The 20,882-nt window shown below is 56.9% G+C and carries 15 protein-coding genes; 11 read left to right on the plus strand and 4 right to left on the minus strand.

The annotated features are described in order from the left end of the window. Nucleotides 1–215 precede the first annotated feature (215 nt). Nucleotides 216–758 carry a helix-turn-helix domain-containing protein gene (locus tag MUN84_RS18610; RefSeq protein ID WP_244695464.1) on the plus strand — a complete coding sequence of 181 codons (543 nt, stop codon included), beginning with the start codon at nt 216–218 and terminating at the stop codon, nt 756–758. A 587-nt stretch (nt 759–1,345) separates the two neighbouring features. Here MUN84_RS18610 and MUN84_RS18615 read toward each other — a convergent pair. The 4 genes from MUN84_RS18615 to MUN84_RS18630 form a co-directional block, all read right to left on the minus strand. Continuing rightward, entirely contained in the window at nt 1,346–1,681 is a 336-nt protein-coding gene (locus MUN84_RS18615; protein WP_244695465.1) for a hypothetical protein, read from the minus strand. A 57-nt stretch (nt 1,682–1,738) separates the two neighbouring features. Further along, nucleotides 1,739–2,257, minus strand: a complete 519-nt coding sequence (locus MUN84_RS18620) for a GreA/GreB family elongation factor (RefSeq protein WP_244695466.1) — start codon at nt 2,255–2,257, stop codon at nt 1,739–1,741. Between the two features lie 89 nt (nt 2,258–2,346). Then, complete coding sequence (locus MUN84_RS18625; RefSeq protein ID WP_244695467.1) at nt 2,347–2,943, minus strand: hypothetical protein; 597 nt, start codon at nt 2,941–2,943, stop codon at nt 2,347–2,349. 47 nt (nt 2,944–2,990) lie between these two features. Further along, entirely contained in the window at nt 2,991–3,821 is an 831-nt protein-coding gene (locus tag MUN84_RS18630) for a hypothetical protein (RefSeq protein WP_244695468.1), read from the minus strand. Nucleotides 3,822–4,380: 559 nt separating this feature from the next. Here MUN84_RS18630 and MUN84_RS18635 point away from each other — a divergent pair. From MUN84_RS18635 to MUN84_RS18680, 10 genes are all read left to right on the plus strand, one after another. Next, a complete protein-coding gene (locus MUN84_RS18635; RefSeq protein ID WP_244695469.1) occupies nt 4,381–5,862 on the plus strand; it encodes an RNA repair transcriptional activator RtcR family protein in 1,482 nt (493 codons plus the stop codon). Between the two features lie 146 nt (nt 5,863–6,008). Beyond that, nucleotides 6,009–7,625, plus strand: a complete 1,617-nt coding sequence (locus tag MUN84_RS18640) for an AAA family ATPase (RefSeq protein ID WP_244695470.1) — start codon at nt 6,009–6,011, stop codon at nt 7,623–7,625. Between the two features lie 54 nt (nt 7,626–7,679). Continuing rightward, on the plus strand, nt 7,680–8,714 hold the full coding sequence (locus MUN84_RS18645; RefSeq protein ID WP_244695471.1) for a hypothetical protein: 1,035 nt from the start codon (nt 7,680–7,682) through the stop codon (nt 8,712–8,714). Nucleotides 8,715–9,018: 304 nt separating this feature from the next. After that, on the plus strand, nt 9,019–10,827 hold the full coding sequence (locus MUN84_RS18650; RefSeq protein WP_244695472.1) for an AAA family ATPase: 1,809 nt from the start codon (nt 9,019–9,021) through the stop codon (nt 10,825–10,827). A gap of 3 nt (nt 10,828–10,830) precedes the next feature. After that, a complete protein-coding gene (locus MUN84_RS18655; RefSeq protein WP_244695473.1) occupies nt 10,831–11,844 on the plus strand; it encodes a hypothetical protein in 1,014 nt (337 codons plus the stop codon). A gap of 60 nt (nt 11,845–11,904) precedes the next feature. Then, nucleotides 11,905–13,635 carry a class I SAM-dependent DNA methyltransferase gene (locus MUN84_RS18660; RefSeq protein ID WP_244695474.1) on the plus strand — a complete coding sequence of 577 codons (1,731 nt, stop codon included), beginning with the start codon at nt 11,905–11,907 and terminating at the stop codon, nt 13,633–13,635. Nucleotides 13,636–13,640: 5 nt separating this feature from the next. After that, nucleotides 13,641–14,993 carry a restriction endonuclease subunit S gene (locus MUN84_RS18665; protein WP_244695475.1) on the plus strand — a complete coding sequence of 451 codons (1,353 nt, stop codon included), beginning with the start codon at nt 13,641–13,643 and terminating at the stop codon, nt 14,991–14,993. A gap of 128 nt (nt 14,994–15,121) precedes the next feature. Next, nucleotides 15,122–18,127, plus strand: coding sequence for a type I restriction endonuclease subunit R (locus MUN84_RS18670; protein ID WP_244695476.1), 3,006 nt, complete (start codon nt 15,122–15,124; stop codon nt 18,125–18,127). Nucleotides 18,128–18,259: 132 nt separating this feature from the next. Beyond that, nucleotides 18,260–18,484 (plus strand): hypothetical protein, encoded by a 225-nt coding sequence (locus MUN84_RS18675; protein ID WP_244695477.1) that lies wholly within the window; start codon nt 18,260–18,262, stop codon nt 18,482–18,484. Further along, on the plus strand, nt 18,454–20,871 hold the full coding sequence (locus MUN84_RS18680) for a hypothetical protein (protein ID WP_244695478.1): 2,418 nt from the start codon (nt 18,454–18,456) through the stop codon (nt 20,869–20,871). The genes MUN84_RS18675 and MUN84_RS18680 overlap by 31 nt, the downstream gene beginning before the upstream one ends. Nucleotides 20,872–20,882 lie beyond the last annotated feature (11 nt).

The raw sequence follows: 20,882 nt of genomic DNA on the forward strand, positions 1-20,882 counted from the left end.
TTGAGAACGAGTACATGGGAGGAGCACGCGAAGCTGAGTGCTGCATAGCCTCCCCAGTTGCCTGTTGGCAGTTCATGCGGGGCTTTGGGGTTAAAGGAGGAATGACTTAGACGAACCTTACCTAGGATGAATCTTCTATGTATTGCTTTCGGTTGATGCAAACATAAATACTTTTGTTTACAAGTAAACAAAAGTATTTCAATTATATTTGCTTTATGCAGAATCTGAATGAAAAAGTCCGAGCAATACGCCTACTCAAAGGCATTACTCAGGAGAAGGCAGGTCAGTTTTTAGGTACGACCAAGGCCAACTTTAACCGCATCGAGAAAGGCCATGTGGACGTTAGCGACGCCAAACTGGCCAAGCTGGCCGAACTGTTTGAAATGAGCCCAACAGAGATTAAGAATTTCCAGTCTGAAAAGGACCAAGCGGTAGCTGAGGTCGATCAACTGAAGCGCGAAATCGCGCAGTTGAAAAGCTATATCGGCCAGGCTGATGATCTGCTAACAGAGTCTCAAACGTTCTTCCACTATTTCTTTAAGCTGTTATTGCAGGTTTTTCCAGATAACGTGAAAAGCTCAGTCTCTTTATCGCAGCTTAATCAGGAGTGGGCAAAGCTGGTGAGCTATTCGCTCCAAGAGTATGAAGCGCATCGCCACGAGTCTCCGCTTGGTATTGCTAAGCAACGCGATTTTGATAGTGCGGTGATGGGCATGCGTCAACAGTTTTTTCACCATGAAAAAGGTAAAGTCCAATAATCTAGTCCTTAGTAGCTGGAGTGAAATATCTTTTATCTAAACAATGCGTCATATTCATCTAAGTGATATAACATAAAAATTTGAAATTCAACAATTTACATTGTCGTTATTAAAAATAATGACCGGTGGCGCCTCCGGAGAAAGCTCCGGTGAAGGCTCCGGTCAGACCTCCGGTTGGGGCTCCGGTCAACGGGTGTAAGGTGAATTGAAAAAGTTCAAAAAAGCCCCTAAACGCCGAAAGGAGCGAATTGGCCGGATCTCTCCGGTCAATTCGCTCCTTTCGGCGTTTTGTTTTTTATTCAGTTGATACAGTGTAGCAGCAGTGTTTGTGTCTTTCCAGCGAAGGAACAGCTGTGAATGCTCAATCAAGCTGAATCGGGTGACATCATTACATGCTGGATCCGGGGTAAGCCGTCAAGCGGTTTTTATTTCGTGTATGGGGTAAATAACAATGTTACAAATGATCTTGGAAAACGTCTATACTCTAAACTACACGGCAGTGCTATCCTGAGCACAGCAGCGAATTTGGCTTGGCTAAGCAATAGGAGAAGGGAGCTCGGCCGGGCGGAGGGTAGTTAGCAACTGCGCTAAAGTGCTAATGGCCAACTGGGCGGGGGTAAGCTGTTGTATTTGAGCGCGTGGCGACTTTGTACCACTTCCTTTACAAGCGCGGGCGAGATGTGCTGACAGCACACACGCATTAATACTTGGTGTGGTTGGTAACCGGTGAGCACATAGCCACGCTCCAACAGCCACAAGCTCACGTACCGAAACAACAAATCATATTCCTGAAGATAGGTGCGTCGGGGCCGGGCAAGCAGCCGCTCTATGCTGCGCTGTTCCTGCCGGCGGTAGTGGTCGTCGTTTGTACGCAGCAAGTGGCCCGAGTGGCAAAGCGTAGATAGCAGATCAGAGCAGGGCATCAGGGTAAAAAGCTAAAAATGAATAGGTGACAAAAACGGCGCCGCGCCGGGGCCCCGTTATGCCCGCGCAGCTAAGGCCCGGACATCGTCCCAGCTACCGTATAGGCCCAGAATGCGCAGCTTGGTGCGGCCGGCCGGAATCTGAACCTCCACTTCTGCGCCGGGAAGCAGCTCGTACAAGGCGGCCCCGATAGGGGAGGTGTAGCTGATGAGCTGCCGCCCGAGGTCTGATTCGCCGTGGCCCCCAATCTCATACACCACCTCCCGCGGTACCCGGTCGCGGGCGGCCTGCATGGAAAACCGCACGATGGAGCCAATCTGCACCTGCGCCGTGTTGCGGTCGGGACGCAGCCACAGCACGCCGCTGGCGAGTTGCTGCTCCAGGTTTTTCAGCTCCGTGATGGCGCGCTCCTCCAGCTGGATGAGTTGGTTATAGCCGGGATTGTCGTGCCACCCGTCGCCACTGGCTGTGTACGCGATACTTTTTTCCGCCTGAATGGAGCGGATTTTCAGATTTTGCTCGTTGATGCGGGTTTCGAGGAGCTGACGGCCGGCTTCGGTGATGTAGTATTTCATGGGCAAGGTTGGAGGTGTTGAAAAACGGAGTGGGTAGTGTACCGCTCAGGCGGCGAGCGACGGAAAAGTGGTGGGCGCAAGCCACGCCATCAGTCGCTGCCAGTCGCGGAACACGGCATCGGGAGTCTGGCCGGCATCGAGCACGTGCCACTGGGTGTGGCGCAGCCGCGGAATGCCGAACCGCTGAATTTGGAAGTAAGCCTCCCGGGCTTGGTGCAGGCGAGGCAGGGTTTCGTCGTGCTGACCGTAGGTGCGCCCCGGGTGCGGGCCCGCGCCCAGGCCTGCTGCGGCGTCAGATCAAGCAGGATGATGTGGTCAGGAGCAGGCAGATGGGCTTCCAGCGTATTTACCCGCTCCACGCATCGTTTGGGGTTACCCCACTTGTACCAGCGGGTGGCGTAGCTGGTCACAATGCTCCGGTCACCCAGGATAAGCGGGCGTTGCCATTGCCCGGCATCGGTGGCGTACCGGGAGCGTTCGGCATACAGATGCTCATTCCACGCATCGAGGCGACGCAGGCAGGGCAACCAAGCCGACAGTCGCTCCGTCCAGCTGTGTTCCAGCGGGGCGGAGTTGGTAGGGGCCACCAGGTCAAAGGGCACGCTGTGCGTGGCTAGCAGCTGCTGTGCGCTGGTGAGAAGCGTAGATTTTCCGCAGCCTTTCAGGCCTTCCAAACAGATGTACATAGAAAATAGAATGGGGACGAATGGGGTAGGGTGGCCGGAAACACAGGCTAAGCCGCCAGGGCCAACGGTTGGCAGGTAGTTAGGAGCAGGCCCGTCAGCTCCCGCCGGATTTCCGCCGCCGAGAAGGGCACGTTCTGCTTGTCCTGCTCCGGTATGGAATGCTCGGCGTACAGCTTGCAATGTCCCAGAACGGGCGTGGCCGTCAGCATCAGCGTGATAGTCTCGCCCTGGCCGGGGTCCGTTACCTGGTGCAGGGTGCTGGCTGGCATGTAGTACTGGTCGCCGGCCTGCAGTACGTGGGTTGCCCGTTGGCGCAGGCGCACTTGGCCGTGCTCATGCACGCCATAGCAGCCGTCGGCTTGGGCCGGGGTGTAGGTGCAATTGAGGCGGGTTTCGGGACCCGCAGCGTCCTCTTCCCACACCACCGTCTGGAAGCGGCCGGCCAGCAGGCAGGAAGCAAAATTCCAGCGGTGGTCGTGGATGTTCTCGTGGTGCCGCTCGCTGTTGGCCTCCCACAGGTGCAGCCGCAGCTTAAAGGCCTGGTTCTGCAGCAGCACCAGCTTGCGGAAGCCGTTGTGGTGGTAGTAGGAGCGCTCCTGCACCCCGGCCAGAGCGGCCTCATCGCACAGCAGCTGGGCCAGCAGCAGGCGTAGGGTATCGGGCTGCCTGAGCTCGCCGATAATGCTGCCCAGCAGCGCACAGTCGCCCCGGCCCTGAGGCGTACCGGCGAGCAGCTCCGCCACCACCGCTTCCAGCGCGGCAATGCCTTGGCCTACTGCTGTCCGCACAGCTCCCTGTGCCGCCGGTAGCCAGTCGGCCGGGGTGCACAGACGCAGGGTGTCGGTGGAAGCGGAGGCGGCGGAGTAGGCAAGCTGCATAGGAGAGGGGTAGCCCCAGGCCACGTTGCCGGAGGTACTTACTCATGATGCGAACAGAATGCCACCCAGTGAAAACCGCCTAATTCAGTTGGAAACTACATATTGGCCAAAGTGGATAGCGCAGTAAGTGCAACGCGTATAGCAATTGATGAGGTGCGGAAAGTCGCCGAAAGGCGAGTCGCCCTGCTTCCTCACCGGGTGCCCTGAATTATGCAGGATCAAAACAGCACGAGCTGCGCCGCCACCGCCAGCATAGCATCCTGCTCACGCTGTGGAGTGCCGTCACCGGGCGCAGGATGCGCCGATGCTAGGTATGACAAAGGCAATTTGAAGTATTCCTAGCCCTTGGCTCCATTGTGGGCCCCGATCAGGCATTTTCCGGTGGGGAAGACAAGAGGCTAGCGGCTGGCATTATTAAGGTTAATGGGCCAGAGAAGCCATCACATCAGCAGTACAAAAAAGTGTTATCAAACCTCGCTTTGAGTCTGGAACAAGCTTTTGTGGTAGCCTGCTTCTGCGTAGCTTGCCCGGCTATTAGCCTACAATTATTTCTGAACCCATGGCTCGCGTACTAGTCTCCTGGATTGCCCGCAACCACGATTTTCTAACCAATGATCGGGGCGGCTTCGGAGGCGTCAACCCTGAGGGGCCCAATCCGGAATTTCACCACCTTTATTTCCAGGCCGAGCAGCTTGACCAACATATCCTCCTGTATGCCGAAGCACGGCAGGAAATGTACGCCGAGCACCTAGTGGCTCACCTGCGCCGCACGTTTCCCGGCCGCAGTGTCGAAGCGCAGCTGTTAGAGCTAAGTGATATCATTGATTTAGCCGAGGTAAAAACCAAGGTGGAAACCTGGCTACTGGCTCACCGCGAGCATGAGCTATGCCTGTTTTTCTCGCCTGGTACCAGCATCATGCAGCTGAGCTGGTACATCTGCCACACCACGCTGGGCCTGAAAACGCGTCTGTTCCAAACTCGCGCCCAGAAGTTCGTGAAAGCGGGCGAGTCGGGCCTGACGGAAATCCGGGAGGAGCGCTCCGATGTGCCGCGCTCGGTCATTATCCGGGATGAGAAAGCGAAGAAGCCTGCTGCTGAAGCGCACTACCAGTCGCACATTCTGCCTCCGGCCCTGCGAGCCGTGTACCACCGGGCCAATCTGGTGGCGCAAACCGATAAGGTAACCGTGCTGATTCGCGGCGAAAGTGGCACCGGCAAGGAGCAACTCGCGCGCTACGTGCACGCTCAATCGGTGCGGTCAGCCAAACCACTGCTCACACTCAACTGCGCCGCACTTACTGATACCGTGCTGGAGTCCCGGCTATTCGGTTACGTAAAAGGCGCTTTCACCGGGGCCGACAAAACTACATCAGGCTTGTTCGAGCAGGCCGAGGGCGGTACCGTGTTCCTGGATGAAATCGGCGACATCTCGCCGGCCCTGCAGGTGCTGCTGCTGCGGGTGCTACAGGAGGGCGAGATACAGCCCGTGGGCGGCCAGCCTAAGCGGGTGAACGTGCGCGTAGTAGCCGCCACCAACGCTGAGCTGGAAGATAAATGCCGAGACGGTCGTTTCCGCTGGGATCTGTACTACCGCCTAGCCGTGGCTGAGCTGGAACTACCATGTTTACGGGAGTGGCCAGCTGCCGAGCGCCGGACGCTGCTCGACTATCTGCTTGAAAACAAACGCCACGAGCTGGGGAAAGCGGAAGTGCTGCAGCTCAGCGAAACCACGCGCAAGCAACTGCTAGAGTACCCCTTTCCAGGCAACATCCGGGAACTGGAAAACCTGCTGGAATCCCTGTATGTGTTTCACGCGGATGCGGCAATAGAGCCGTCCGCGCTGCCGCGTCGCATGCGAAACACCACTGCCCTGAATGGCTTCTCGCTGCGCCTCGCGGATGTGGAGAAGGAGCACCTTCTGCGCGTAATGGCGCTGAAGAACAACATTAAACGGCAGGCCGCTTTGGCCCTGGATATTGATGAACGCACTCTGGCTGCCAAGCTGCGCTCTTATGATTTGGGCACTGCCGAAAGTAATTGACAGCAGGGTTTGCTATAGCTGTTGCGGGTTTTGCTATCTGATCCGAGATGATATAGTAGATATCCAGCTCGTAAATTCATTTCCCTAATAATGGCCAGGTTCTGGCACGTCCCCTTTGTATTCGCTTTTGAAGCAACAACTACTGAATGCAACGCATTAAACTTGATAATTTTCGGGTATTCGGCTTCCCGGCTGAATTTGACCTGGCTCCGGTAACGGTGCTAACGGGAAAGAATAACTCCGGCAAGTCTTCTTTGATTAAGGCCTTTCTGATATTGGCCGACTACCTGGAGCAGGACGACCAGACGGTGCTGCGGCTGGACGGACCACGAGCCCTACGGCACAAGATCAGCGGGTTTGATTTCCTGAAGAATTGGGAAGGCAGCAACCTTAGGGTACAACTCGGCTACAGCCTGGGGCAATACCAGTTTGAGTTTGAATTCGGGCCACATCCGGAGTCAGCCAATCTGGCAATGCTTAACCGCTTCCGCATGGTGGCAGAGGCGCTCGATGAAGACCTGGTGCTGGAACGGGTAAGCGCATCAGACAACACTATGATTCTGCTAGCCCGGCAGAGTTTTATTGACTTCATAGTCAGCGAAGAAGTTTATCTGGCTGAGCGTAGCCTGGAGGCGCAGCGTGAGGCACAGGAGCAGCGCGAGCGGCTGGCCAAAATAGAAGGGGAGATAGAGAAGCGCCGGGCAGAGTTCGAGAAGAATCCTGATCTTGCCCGACACCAGGCTGTTGCATCAGCATTTGCCGAGCTCAATACTCGTAGAGAAGATGCTCTGAAGCGGATTCGTCAGTTTGAAGAATACGCGACCATCGGCAAAACCCGCGACAAAGGCATTGTATACCACGCTGAAGTAGAGCTAAGCAAGGTACTCCCTGGCAGCAGTACACTTTCACGGATTATTCAGCAGGCTCTGATCAGCTACGTAGAAGCTGATAACACGCGTAAGGTAAAGTACTTCAAGTTCCGCTACGAGGAGCAGCTACGCAGCCTTGTACGCTTTGAACAGGAGCTGGCTCTGCTAATGCGTTTCAGCAGTGCGCATTTAGGGCCAAACCGAACCTACCAGGCCCGACTGTACTTCAATCAGCAGGCAGGCAGCGAAATTGCTGCAGTTGTAGAGTCGTTTATACACAACGGCATACGGTACCGCAGCGAAGCTGATAAGTTTCTGCGGCGCTGGTTACCGCAGTTCAACGTCGGGGATTCCGTAAACGTGGAGCAGGTGGAGGGCATGGCTTTCAAAATAGCGGTAAGCCGCAAGACTACCCGCCAACCCGTAAACCTGGCTGACCTAGGCTTTGGTGCCGGGCAGGTACTGACCATCCTGTTGCAGATTGCATCCATTATTCAGCAGCAGAAAGAGCAGCAGCAGTTTAGTAAGCAGGCAGCGGCGCGTCAAGTCGTTATGCTTATTGAGGAGCCAGAGGCCAACCTGCATCCGCGGCTGCAGTCCCTCTTGGCGCAGATGTTTGCTGAAACGGCCAACGAGTACGGGTTGCACTTTGTCATCGAGTCTCATTCGGAATACCTTATCCGAAAATTACAGCTGCTCGTGGCTACAGAAGCATGTGCTGCTGCGAAAGTGCTGGTGTACTACCTCGATCAGGATATGGGGCACCGACGCATTACAATTCTGCCTGATGGCAAACTAAGCGAAGCTTTTGGCTCTGGCTTTTTCGATGAAGCCGATGAAAGTGCTATGCACCTTTTCCGTGCTCAAAAGAAAGCTGCGCGCACTCAATCCTAAATCCTATTCAACGTGTAAAGTATGGTACGGAAAGCTTACTGTACGCTTGAGGCATTGGAAGAAATTTATGCCTTTCAGGATGAGCAGCCCTATGAAGTCCTGCACAAATTACTTGTGGCTCATCATCATGTTAGCGTGTATTTATCAGACGATGAGTTTGATGATCTGGTGTTTACCAATGAATGTTTACGGTATCTAGCTAAGAGGACGCTGGTAAACAAGAAATTGGACATAACAAATACCCTTCTGTCGTACCACGAAACGGTTGCTGCTACTCCCAGCGAAGAATTAGCTGGCACGGTGTTCATAGTGGATGATACACCGGAATCATGTGCTGAGCTGAGCAATAAATACGGGGTCTGTATTGTATCCAGGCAGAATCCCGCAGAAGCGTCGTACCTGACGGAGGAGCTGGCGCGTAAAGAGATAAGGACTGCAAATAGCTATCGGTATTCGACTCAGGGTAAGGTGTACGTTGGCTGGAAAGCTGCACTGAACCCACGTTCGAAAAGATGGCAGGCAACTCCGATGAATTCCCTGGTCGTGATAGACAACTATATGTTTGGCGACAAGGGAGACAGGCTTGCTATCGGACAGGAAAACATTCTTTCGCTCCTGGATGCGCTATTGCCAAGTTCCTTGTCGGTTGATTTTCATCTGTTATTAGTCACGGCCAATGAGCAGGCATTTCTCAAATCCCGTAACCTGCATAAGTTAACACAATACCTGCAGGGGGAATTGAAGCGCCCCTATGCAATACAGGTAGGCGTAATTACCAGAGATGTGTCGCCTGAACACCGGCGAGCATTGATCAGCAACTACTATTTCGGGGCAAGTCATCATGGTTTTGCCTGTTTTAAAGGCCACAAAACCCAGTGGCCCAATGACTTAGTAGTAAGCGGAATATTTAGGAATGTGGAGGAAGAAGGGTTCGACGTGCCCTGGATAAGCATGCATGACGAATTGAGAGCCGTCAGAATACAACGTGACAAGAATCGGAAGCTCCGCAATCCGGATTCAGGCTACGATGACCCAACCCACCTGGTGTATGGTTTCTGCGATAATCGGCTACTGGAGTTGGTCCCCTGAATAGCCCTTCGGCAAGTACTTTCTCCACCATCGTGTTAAATAATATTGTTAATAGGCAAGCCGCTTTGGTTTTGAACATTGACGAAAGCAACCTAGCCACTAAACTCTGCGCTTGTAAGTTGCAGGCAACCGCAAGCAGTTAACAGCATGACGGAAGACAGCAGGATTTGCTATACATACCGCAACCTTTGCTGCCGTCTTCAATAAGGAAAGTGCGTTTTTAGCACACAAGCCCACATTTATAGTTCTGGCTAGGTTCTGGCACATCTCTCCTCAGATCCGCCTTTGAAGCAACAACTACTGAATGCAACGCATCGAACTCGATAACTTCCGTGTTTACGGCACCCCGGCCGCTTTTGACCTGACCCCCGTGACTCTACTCACTGGTAAGAACAATTCCGGAAAGTCGTCCTTAATTAAGGCCTTTCTGGTGCTGGCCGATTACCTGGAGCAGGACGACCAGACGGTGTTGCGCTTGGATGGACCCCGGGCCAGCCGGCACCGCATCAATAGCTGGGAAAACCTGGTGAACTGGCAGCATGGGTCTAAGGTATTTCAGATTGGCTACCAGAGCGGCCGCTTCCGCTTCACGTACGAGTTTGAAGTAGCGCCAGATGGTAAACTGTGCCACCTGCGCCGCTTTCACATGGATGAGCCCGAAATCGACCAACTCACGCTCACCAGCAACGATGGCAGCCAAATCTACCAGTTGAGCGTGTCGCAAAAATTCCTAGACTATGTGACAGCCGACGGGCTGGGTCAACAGATGATACGCCGCTCATATCCAGGCGGCAATGCGCAATGGCAGGCACACCATGAGGATGAAGTGGCGGAGCTAGATTATATCCTGGAGCGTATTGGTCCTAAATATGAGGAGGTAAAACAAAGGTTAATTGAGGATCGTCAGAGGAACGTTGATTGTCTGGAGAGGCTGCGTAGTAAAGCTGCTTCCATGAATCAAAGTGCTGACGAAAACTACCAGATCAGCATTGCCACACGGCACCTAGACGGAAGCCCCACGCTGGGCGCAATTATAGAGGGCGCTCTGGATAAACACGCTTTTGACAGCGGTAAACCAGTGGAAGAAGTGTCGTATACGGCAGAGCAAATTGCGGCTCAATTCGGAGTTTCGCCGGACGAAAATGGGGAATATGACGAGGAGGAGATGATGAATGCTTGGAACATGCATCATCAAATAGAAGCTCAAGAGGAAGAGTTTCGTAGGCAGGAGATTACCGGAAAAGAGTACCGCACGTCCCGTCAGTTTCGACGGGAGCTGGAAAGCCGCATTCCAATTGTAGAGCACTTGGGCGCTAACCGCACCCATCAGGCTCGGCTGTACCTGACCAGCAGCGGGCAAGGTGCCGAAATCAATGTAGTAGCCGACCGATTCCAACGCCTCGGCTGCGCGCAAGGCAGCGCGGCGCAAGCTTTTCTGAAGCACTGGATGCCGCGCTTCGACATCGGCGATGGGGTGGACATCACCAACTTGGACAACGCAGCCGTTCGCATTGAAGTGTTGCGCGGAGAGCAACGCATTAACCTGGCGGATCTGGGTTTCGGTGCCGGGCAGTTGCTGACCATGCTCCTGCACATCGCCTCCATTCTGCAACAGCGCGAGGCGGATACTGCTCATAGTAAATGGCAAACCCGCGTGGTGCTCATCGAGGAGCCTGAGGCCAACCTGCACCCGCAATTCCAGTCCCTGTTGGCGGAGCTATTTGCGGAAACCGCCCGGCAGCATCGCTACTTGCAATTCGTCATCGAAACGCACTCGGAATACCTCATCCGCAACGCGCAGGTGCTGGTGAAGAATGCAGGTGGCAACTATGGTCTGCTGCGAAAAAAGGAGGAGGAAGAGGAGCGCATTGGTGAACCGATTAAGGATGCGCAAGGACAACCTATTCTGATACCCGCTGATTTCAAGCGGAAGAGTCGCGAAAAAAAGCAAACGCCAGGACTCTTCAAAGTCTATTACCTCGACCGGCCTAGCGAGGCTAACAACTGGCAATACGGCCACGAAATGCGTCTACGTGCAGATGGCATTTTTATGGATGAGTTTGGCTCTGGCTTTCTGGACGAAGCAGCTAACAAAACCTTTGACCTGCTGTAAGCCATGACTGTCTATTTCGACTTGGAAAACTTGGTATCCTTTCTGAAGCTGGCCAAAGCGGAGGAAACCCGCGACACTTACCGCTCGGTTCTGAGCCACCTCAACATTGGGTTTAATTTTTCGAAAGATGAAGTGAAGCAAATGTCGGCAGACAGGGACACCGTTAGTCAGTTTCTAAATCAGATGAACTCTGGCCGAAATAATCTGGTGCATGACTTTCTGAAAGATAAGTTTCCGGCCCGGCCGATAACGGCCAATTTTAAGGCCCATGCCCCGGCCCCCTTGCCCTTAGGCTCGATAGCGCTGATTAATGACGAAAATTTGTCGGCGTGTAAGGCAGCCGGTAATGCATTTATTGGCGGCGTGGGTGAAGAATTGGATATTCTAAAGCAACTGCGCCGGCCTGATGACTTCAAGTTTCAGAAGGACGTACTGGTCGGCAGCCCGGAATTTTCGAATTGGTCGCAGTTGACCCCAGACGTATTGCCCTTTCACGACCTGATTATCTCGGACCGCTACTTTCTGCGGAGCGACCCTGATACTTTTGAACACAACTACCGCGGCCTGCTTACAGCTCTATTGACAGGCAAACGCACAAAGGTGAGCATCGTCATCTTGGCTTTGAAGCCGAAGCAGCCCACTAGGCCCGATCATCCGGCGCCGTGGGTGTTCGAAGACTACGAAGCTGTGACGTGCAGTATCGCGGAGCGTCTCACAGTGCATGCGCCAGACTTCACGTTGGTGTGGGCTGATAATGAAAAGGAATTGCCTCACGGCCGCAACATCATCACCAACTATCAGTGGTTTAACTCCGGCGACTCGTTCATGTATTTCTGGCCCAACGGGCAACTGCGCGGACAAGGCGACAAACTGTCGATCAGCAGTCTGGCTGACCGCGAAAACCGCCAGCTGGCCCAAAAGGTGCTCATTCAATTGCAAGAAAAGCTAACGCCACTGCTTGCCAAACCCGGTGCTGTACTGGGCAACGGCGTTTCCAGCTATCTGCGCTTCGAGTAATCTTCTCCTGCCCCACAAAATAACGACACGCGAAGCACTGCTTCGCGCTACTTCCCCTAAATGGCCGACCAACGACCCAACATAGATTTCCTCTTCCGCATCACGAACGACGTGCTGTGGAACACCTTCAAGAAAAACGAAATCGGCGACGTGATGCTGCCCTTCGTGGTGCTGCGCCGCCTCGACTGCATCCTGGAGCCGAACAAGGCCGCCGTGCGCGCCGCCTACGAGCAGTTCGATGGCAAAGTAGCGCCCGACAAGCTCGGGCCCATCCTGGAGCGGGCGGCGGAGCAGAAGTTCTGGAACCACTCACCCTACGACCTGCGCAAGCTCGCCGAAGACTCTGCCAACGTGGAGCTGAATTTCCGGCACTATATCAACGGCTTCAGCCCCAATGTGCAGGATATCCTGGATAACTACCAGCTCGATAAGGTGGTAGCCCGGCTGGTGAAGAATGGCCTGCTCTACCAGATGGTGCAGGCTATCAGCAAAGTGGACCTGCACCTCTCGGCCGTGAGCAACCACGACATGGGCTACGTGTTTGAGGAGCTGATTCGCATTGCCAACGAGCAGAGCAACGAAACGGCCGGGGAACACTTTACCCCGCGCGAAGTCATTAAGCTGCTGGCTTCTATCATCTTCAGCACCGAGGCCGAGGAGTTGAGCAACGCCAACCTGATTCGCACCATTTACGACCTGGCCTGCGGCACGGGCGGAATGCTGACGCAGTCGAAGCTCTTCATTCAGGACGAGCTGAAGGGCCGGGCGCAGATTGACATCTACGGGCAGGAAATCAACGAGCAGTCGTACGCCATTGCTAAGTCCGATTTGCTGATTACGGGCGAAGACCCCAACAACATTCGGCACGGCAACTCCTTCACCGAGGACCGCTTCCCTGACAAGAAGTTCAACTACATGCTGGCCAACCCGCCCTACGGCGTGAGCTGGAAGCGCGACGAACTCTACCTCAAGCATGAGGCTCTGAACCCCGATGGCCGCTTCGCGGCCGGCCTGCCGCGCACCTCCGACGGGCAGTTCCTGTTCATTCAGCACCTCATCAGCAAGATGGCCGACCCGGCCCACGGCGGCTCGCGCGTCGGCATCGTCACCAATGGCTCGCCGCTGTTTACCGGCGACGCGGGCTCAGGCGAAAGCGAAATCCGGCGCTGGATTATTCAGAACGACTGGCTGGAAGCCGTGGTGGCCTTGCCTTCCGAAATTTTCTTCAACACGGGCATCTATACCTACCTCTGGATTCTGAGCAACAAGAAGCCCGAGCAGCGCCGGGGCAAGGTGCAGCTCATTGATGCGCGGGAGCAGTACGTGCCCATGCAGAAGAGCCTCAACAATAAGCGCAAGAAGATTTCGGAATCGCAAATCCGAGAAGTGACGCGTCTGTACACGGCCTTCGAGGAAGGGCCGTTGGTGAAGATTTTTCCCAACGACTTCTTCGGCTTCTACCAAGTGGTGGTGGAGCAGCCCGAGCGCGACGCCCAAGGCCGCGTGGTGCTCGACAAGAAAACCGGCCGTCCCAAGCCCGACAAGAAAAAGCGCGACTACGAGAACATCCCGCTCACCGAGAACATTGCCGAGTACCTGGAGCGCGAGGTGAAGCCCCATGTGCCTGATGCCTTCCTAGACCTGGCCCAGACGCGCATCGGCTACGAAATCAACTTCACCAAGTACTTCTACCAGTACCAGCAGCCCGAAAGCTCCCAGGCGCTGAAACAGCAGATTCTGGAATTGGAGCGCAGCATCGACGGACTGCTACACGAAATTCTGGCTGATTAGTGAGGATGAAGAAGTACGAGAACTTAAAGGAAACCCAGACTATGTTCGGAAGTATTCCTGCTCATTGGGAGTTGAAGCGAGGCAAGGATGTCATCAGCATTCTAAGCGGATTCCCATTTGCAAGTGAGCTTTTTGACATTGACCCGGCTACAGGGTTTCCTCTGATCCGCATTAGAAATGTTGTTACAGGCACAACGGATACATACTACAAAGGAGATGTGCTTCCAGAGTATGTCATCAATGCAGGTGATATTCTTATAGGAATGGATGGCGACTATAACTGCGCCATTTGGAATAGTGAGCCTGCACTTCTGAACCAACGAGTTTGCAAAGTAGACGGCAAGAATGGCTTGCTTAGCAAATACTTGTTCTACTCTTTGCCATTCCACCTGCAGGTAATAAATGACTTGACGTATTTCACAACAGTGAAACACTTGTCAACTCATGACATTAAAAACATCGTTTTACCTGTTCCGCCTGTAGAAGAGCAGCGCGTCATTGCCGCCTACCTAGACCGCAAAACCGCCCAGCTCGACACGCTGCTCGCCCAGAAGGAAGCCCTGCTACTGAAGCTGCAACAGAAGCGGCAGGCCCTCATCAACGAGGCTGTAACGCAAGGCTTGAACCCGGCCGCCCCGCGCAAACCATCTGGCGTGGCTTGGCTAGGAGAGGTGCCGGCACATTGGGAGGTAAAGCGGCTAAAGCAGCTTACCACGAAAATTGGCAGTGGCGTGACGCCTCTTGGTGGGGCGGAAGTGTACCAGGACAAAGGGGTTCCACTTTTCCGCAGCCAGAATATTTACTCTGACGGCCTGCGCTTAGATGACGTGGCTTTCGTGACCGAAGAGGTACATGAAAGCATGAAGAACAGCCAGGTAGAAATTGGGGATGTATTGTTGAACATTACCGGCGCGTCCATTGGCCGCTGCTACTTCTATCAAGGAGAAAACAAACGAGCTAATGTGAATCAGCACGTTTGCATTATTCGCCCAAATGAGCAGGTTACTACCGAATACCTGCAACTGGTACTTGCCTCAAACTTGGGACAGCACCAGATTGACATGAGCCAGAATGGCGCTAGCCGTGAAGGGCTTACGTTCAGTCAGTTGAAAGAATTTCGTATTCCTTGCCCGGCCATTGCAGAACAGCAAGTATTGGTGCAGACAATTAACCTTCGCCTGCAAAAAATCAGCGGAGCAAGCACAGCCATCCGCACCCAAGTTCGAACCCTGAAAGCCTTCCGTCAGTCGCTGATTTCGGAAGTAGTGACGGGCAAAGTAGACGTGCGGCCTACCGCGTCAGCGGCAGCCCCGGATCGGAGCCGGCCAACGGTTGTGCAGACCAGTTTATTTAACTAAACTGCCGGGCTGGCTAATTTTTGGTAGCGCCCTTTCTTCGAATTATTCACATCCCAACCAATGGCCTACGCCGCGGCGGCAGCGTCTATGTAGCTGCCGCGGCCGATGGGGCAATTGCAATCCAACCTATGGCTAGTGGCACCCAGGAAAAAAACCTGGAACAGCATATTGAAGACTACCTCACCACTCACGGCTACAACTCCGTAGCGCCCCAGCTTTACGACCGGACGCTGGGGCTAGTGCCCAGCGAGGTACTCACCTTCATCCGGGAAACCCAACCCCAGCAGTACCAGGCCCTGCAAGCCCAGTACGGTGACAAAACCGACGAGCGGCTGCTGCACCGCCTAGCCGCTCAAGTGAAGACCAAGGGCCTGCTGCCCGTGCTGCGTGAAGGATTCAAGGACAGCGGGCAGAAGCTCTACCTGGCCTACTTTCGCCCCGCCAGCGGCCTCAATCCCGAGCACGAGGCACTGTACCGGCAAAACCGTTTTGGCGTGCTGCGGCAGGTGCGCTACGCCCACGTGGTGAAGAAAGACGCCGACAAGTCGGTGGACCTGGTGCTGACCCTAAACGGCCTACCCTTGCTCACGGCCGAGCTGAAAAACGCCCTCACCGGCCAGTACGTTTCCGACGCCATCCGCCAGTACCAGGAACACCGCAACCAGCAGGAGCCGCTATTTGAGTACAAGCATTGCCTGGTGCATTTCGCCGTGAGCACCGAGCAGGTATACATGACCACCCGCCTGAGCGGCACCAGCACCTTCTTCCTGCCCTTCAACCAGGACGTGGTGAACCCCATCAACCCCCAGGGCTTCGCTACCAGCTACCTCTGGGAAGACGTGTGGGTCCCGGACTCGCTGCTGGAGCTAGTGCAGCACTTCGTGTTCGAGCAGACCACCGAGGAGCAGGTGTACAACGACAAGAAGGGCGAGCTGGAAATGCAGAAAAGCACCCGCCTGCTGTTTCCGCGCTACCACCAGCGCCGCGCCGTGCGCCGCCTGCTGGACGCCGTGCGCGCCGAGGGCGCCGGCCAGCGCTACCTCATCAAGCACTCGGCCGGCTCGGGCAAGAGCAACACGCTATCGTGGCTAGCCCACCGCCTCGAAAACTTCTACCAGCACCCTACCGACGCCAAGCCCCTGTTCGACTCGGTCATCGTGGTGACGGACCGCCGCCTGCTCAACAAACAGCTCTCCGACAACGTGAAGGGCTTCGAGCAAACCAAGGGCGTGGTATTTCAGGTGAAAGACACCACCCCTAGCTCCGAGCTGAAAGCCGCCATCGAAGGCGGGCAGCGCCTTATCCTGACCACGCTGCAGCGCTTCCCGGTCATTTCCGAAACCATTGCCCAGGTGCCCGGCCGCCGCTACGCCGTGCTCATCGACGAGGCCCACAGCAGCCAAAGCGGCGAGAGTGCGCGCCACCTCAAGAAAGCCCTGAGCCTGGAAGAAGCTGAGCAGCAGGAAGCCGACGAGCCCACCACCGAAGACCTGGTGCTGGCCGACATTGCCAAAACCGGCCCCCAGCCCAATGTGTCGTTCTTCGCCTTCACGGCCACGCCCAAGAACAAGACCCTGGAGCTGTTCGGGCGCATGAAGGACGGTCAGCGGCAGCCCTTCGACGAGTACACCATGCGCCAAGCCATTGCCGAAGGCTTCATCCTGGACGTACTGGGCACCTATACCAGCTTCAAGCGCTACTACAAGCTGGCCACCAAAGCCGCCGCCGAGGACAAGGAGTACGAGAAAGCCCCCGCCGTGCGCCTGCTCAGCCAGTTCGTGGACCTCACCGACCACGCCATCGAGCAGAAGACGCGCATCATGCTGGAGCACTTCCAGCAGCACACCCAAAAGGCCATCCAGGGCCGGGCGCGGGGCATGGTGGTTACCCGTTCGCGCCTGCACGCCGTGCGTTACAAGCGCAAGTTCGACCAGGTGATGCAAGAGCTGAACCTGCCGTACCGTGCACTGGTAGCCTTCTCCGGCACCGTCTCGGACCCCGAAACCGGCGCCGACTACACCGAAGCGGGCATGAACGGGCTGGACGGCAAAGCCAGCATCGAGGCCGCCCTGAAGCTGCCCCGCTACCGCCTGCTCATCGTAGCCAACAAGTTTCAAACCGGCTTCGACGAGCCCCTGCTCCACACCATGTACGTGGACAAAAAGCTCGGCAACATCAACACCGTGCAGACGCTGAGCCGCCTGAACCGCACCACCCGCCACAAGAACGACACCCTGGTGCTCGACTTCGTGAACGACCCCGCGCAGGTGCAGGAAGACTTTCAGGGCTACTACGAGAACAACTTTATGGCCGAGGACCAGCAAACGGACCCCAACGCCCTCTACGACGTGTACGACACCGTGCGCGCTCTGCCCGTAGTGAGTGAAGACGACCTGGAAGACTTCACCGCCATCTATCTCGGCCAGCACGACAACCTGCACCTGCTCCAGCCCATCCTGGGCCGTTGCGTGCAGCGCTTCACCGATAATCTGGAAGAAAACCAGCAAGACGCGTTCCGGGCTGCTGCCAACGACTACGTGCGCCTGTACCGCTTCCTGAGCCAGCTCATCACCTTCCAGGATGTGGACCTGGCCAAGCTCTACTACCTGCTCAGCCACCTAGTGAAGAAGCTACCGGTAGCCGGCTCCAAGCTGCCCTGCGAAGTGCTCAACGACGTGAAGCTGGATGCCTACAAGCTACACCGGCAAGCCACCCAGAAGCTAAGCCTGGCGGCCGAGCCGGGCGAGCTGTACGGCCAGAAGCCCGGTGGCGGGGGCAATGGGAAAGACGAGCAGTACGACTACCTCTCGGCTATTATCAAGACCCTCAACGACACCTTCGGCCTGGAGTTGACCGAAGAAGACAAAGTAGACTTCGAGGCCATCCGCACCCGCGTAGAAGCCAACGCCGACCTGGCCGGTGCCTTCGTGCCGCAAAACTCCGAGCAGAACATCAAGGACAAGTTTGACAAGGTGCTGGATGAAGTGCTCTACGAATTCGTGAACACCAAGCTCGATCTGTTCAACAAGCTCAGCGAGGACAAAACCAACGCGCAGCTCAAGCGCCTGTGGTTTCAGCAGCTACTGGCTTCCCGGCTGGGCCGGGGCGGGGCTCAGTCTCCAGCTTCGCAGTAGCAAGCCGTGTTATGCTGGTAGCAGAATATGTGGTGCTGTTCCACGCCCCAAACCGCTTCTTAGCCCCGCCAGCGCTGTTTTGCTCGACTGGCGTTGTTGTGGCCTATTCCCGTTGTACATCCTATTGCGCCTATGGTCCTTTCTTCTACTCCCACCGAGTCTGATACCCTGTATGGGCAGCTGCAGCACGAGCTGCTAACGCCCCTGCGCCGCACCTGGCAGCCCGAGGCGCTGCCGCTCACCGAATTTGAGTGGCTGAACGCGGCCTTGTTGGTGCGCCAACGGCAGCGCGGTAGTCAGCAGGGCCAGCGCCCCGGCCGTTGTTTGTGGCCCTGCCCGCCTACACCGACGACCTGACCTGCGGGCTACGCGCCGCCACGGCCGCTGCCTGGCTGGCGGGCCACGAAGCGCCGGTAGGCCACGGCGGCGGAGTTCCACTGAAAAAGGACGACCACGTATTCCACGCCAAGGATATCTGGCTGGTCCTGGCTCCGCCTAACGCTGCTGGCCAGGTCAGCTTGCGCCGCGTGAGCGACAACCGCGTCCGCCAGGTGGCTGCCACCGACTGCCGCCGGCTGGTGGCTCCCTTCGAGTTTGCGGGCCTGCTCGATGACCGCCGGGCCGGCTACCGGTTCCTGAATTACCAAGCCTGGCTGGAAAAGCTATTGGCTGGCACCCGCCAGGCCCAACAGGTATTTCGCTTGGCCGACAAAGACAGTCTGCCCCGGCCCCACGGCGGCCACACCATTCTGTTGGTACCCACCGAGCTGCGCTACGCAGGGTTTGAAGCCGACGTATTAGGCAAGCTGCGTGGCGTGCCCACCCTGTGGCGCAGCCGGCGCCAAGGCAGCGCGGATAGCTGGAATCTTCCCTTCGCGCCCTCTATCCATGTGGTAAGCTCGCTGACGGAAGCGCTGGAAGTGCGCCGCAAATGGGCCGGTATTAAAACCTGGAACCTGAGTGTGGTAGGCAAGCGTGCCGTGGGCAATTCCCTGCGGGTAGCGCAGCTGGTGCAGGCCTACGAGCAGCAGCAGTGGGCCAGCCTCACCTTCTGGGGCCCCGACCTGGGCGTGGGCGAAACCCCTGGCTGCGACGTGTGGCCCTGGACGCGCACCGAGGCCCGCGGCCCCCAGGCCCCGCCCGACCCCGTGCAGCTGATAGCCGCCCCGCTGCCCGCGCCCGATGACGGAGCCGCCGACCTGCCCGCGCTAGTGGAGGCCCTACGGAGCATCTTAATGGGCCTGAGTCAGCCAGCCAGCCCCGACGTGCGGCCCGTGCGCCTGCCTATGGTCTGGAACCTGCTGCACCGCTGCCTGCGCTTCGCCCTGCCACCCGGCGCCGAAAGCAGCCCCAGCCGCCGCTACCTGGAAGAGCTAACCCACACCGTAGCCGATTGCCTCGGCGAAGACAACGACGAGCTAACCGATGCCTTTATAGAGGCCGACCGCCGCTGGCCAGAGCGGCAGGCAGTGGCCCGGCAGTTGCACGCGGCCTTTACGGCCCTGCTGACCTACTACCAGCAGCACAGCCCCAAGCACCAGTGCTTGCGTCAGCTAGCTGAGGAAGCCCAGGACGACGGCCGCTCCCTGCTCATCACGGCCGACCGGGAAAGCCTGGCGGCCCTGCAGTCCGTGTGGCAGGGCATGCCGGGCGTTACCGTGCTGCCTCTGCTGGGCACCGCCGACAATCTGCGGCGCCGCCTGCTCAACGGGGCGCTGACGGCCGACGATGTGGTGGCCGTGCCCTTCCTGTTCAACCGCGACCAACTGGCCCTGCTGCAAACCGCTCCCGGCCCGGTGTGCTTGCTGCTGCTGGCTGAGGTGGAAGACGGTCTGTACGAGCGTACCCTGCTGCGCCAACAGCAGCAGGAGCAGGCTCAGCTGCGGGCCAGTGGCCGTGCCGCGCTGCTGGGCAAAACCTACGAGCAGCTGGCCGGCCCTACCTGGTCCGACCGCTCACTGGTGGGGGCAAAGCCGGTATTTTCCGAGAACGAACAGCTCGATTATTTTGCTGAGCTCTACGCCGTAGGCGATACGCGCTACGCCACCGAGCGGCAGCGCGGCCGCGCCAGCGGCCAGCTCTTCGCCTTCACGTTCACCGACGGCTACGCCACCGAGCTGGACGGCCATACCCGCGTGTTGCGCCGCGAGCCTACCGCCGATGCGGCTGGCCAGCCAGGCTGGGTGCCGGTGCACGCCGATCAGGTGGAAGTGGGCCAGGAGGTGCTGTTTTACGAAAACGACCAGCGCCAGCTCATCGAGCAGATTCTGCGCCAGCACGACCGCGGCGGGCTGGTCCAGCGCATCGACCGGGCTTCCCGGCTTTGGCAGCAGGCGCTGCGGCAGCTGGCCGGCTGCTACAAGCATACCCACAGCCTTTACCGTGCTTTGCAGGAGCGGGGTGGCCTCGACGTGGGCCTGCAGACCTTGCAAGCCTATCTGGATGGCCGCCGCCGCTTCCCCGGCGACCCTACCACGCTGCCTGCTCTGCATACCCTAGCCGAGTGGCACGAGCTGCCCAGCTGTGCGCTGCTGGCACCAGGCGCCGTGGAGGAGGTGAAGCACTGCCGCGGCAAGTTTCAGCAGCTGGCGGTGGCCCTGGGCAAGGGCCTGAGCGATGATGTGCTGCGCTACCGCCTTACTGGTACCAGCGGCCCCCTGCTTAATAGCCTCGATGCCGACACCCGTGAGATGGTGCTGCTGAGCGCCGTGGAGCGTACCGTGCACCAGGTGCGCCGCAAATAAAAGTTTACCCC

Source organism: Hymenobacter sp. 5516J-16, assembly GCF_022919335.1.
Taxonomy (GTDB): domain Bacteria; phylum Bacteroidota; class Bacteroidia; order Cytophagales; family Hymenobacteraceae; genus Hymenobacter; species Hymenobacter sublimis.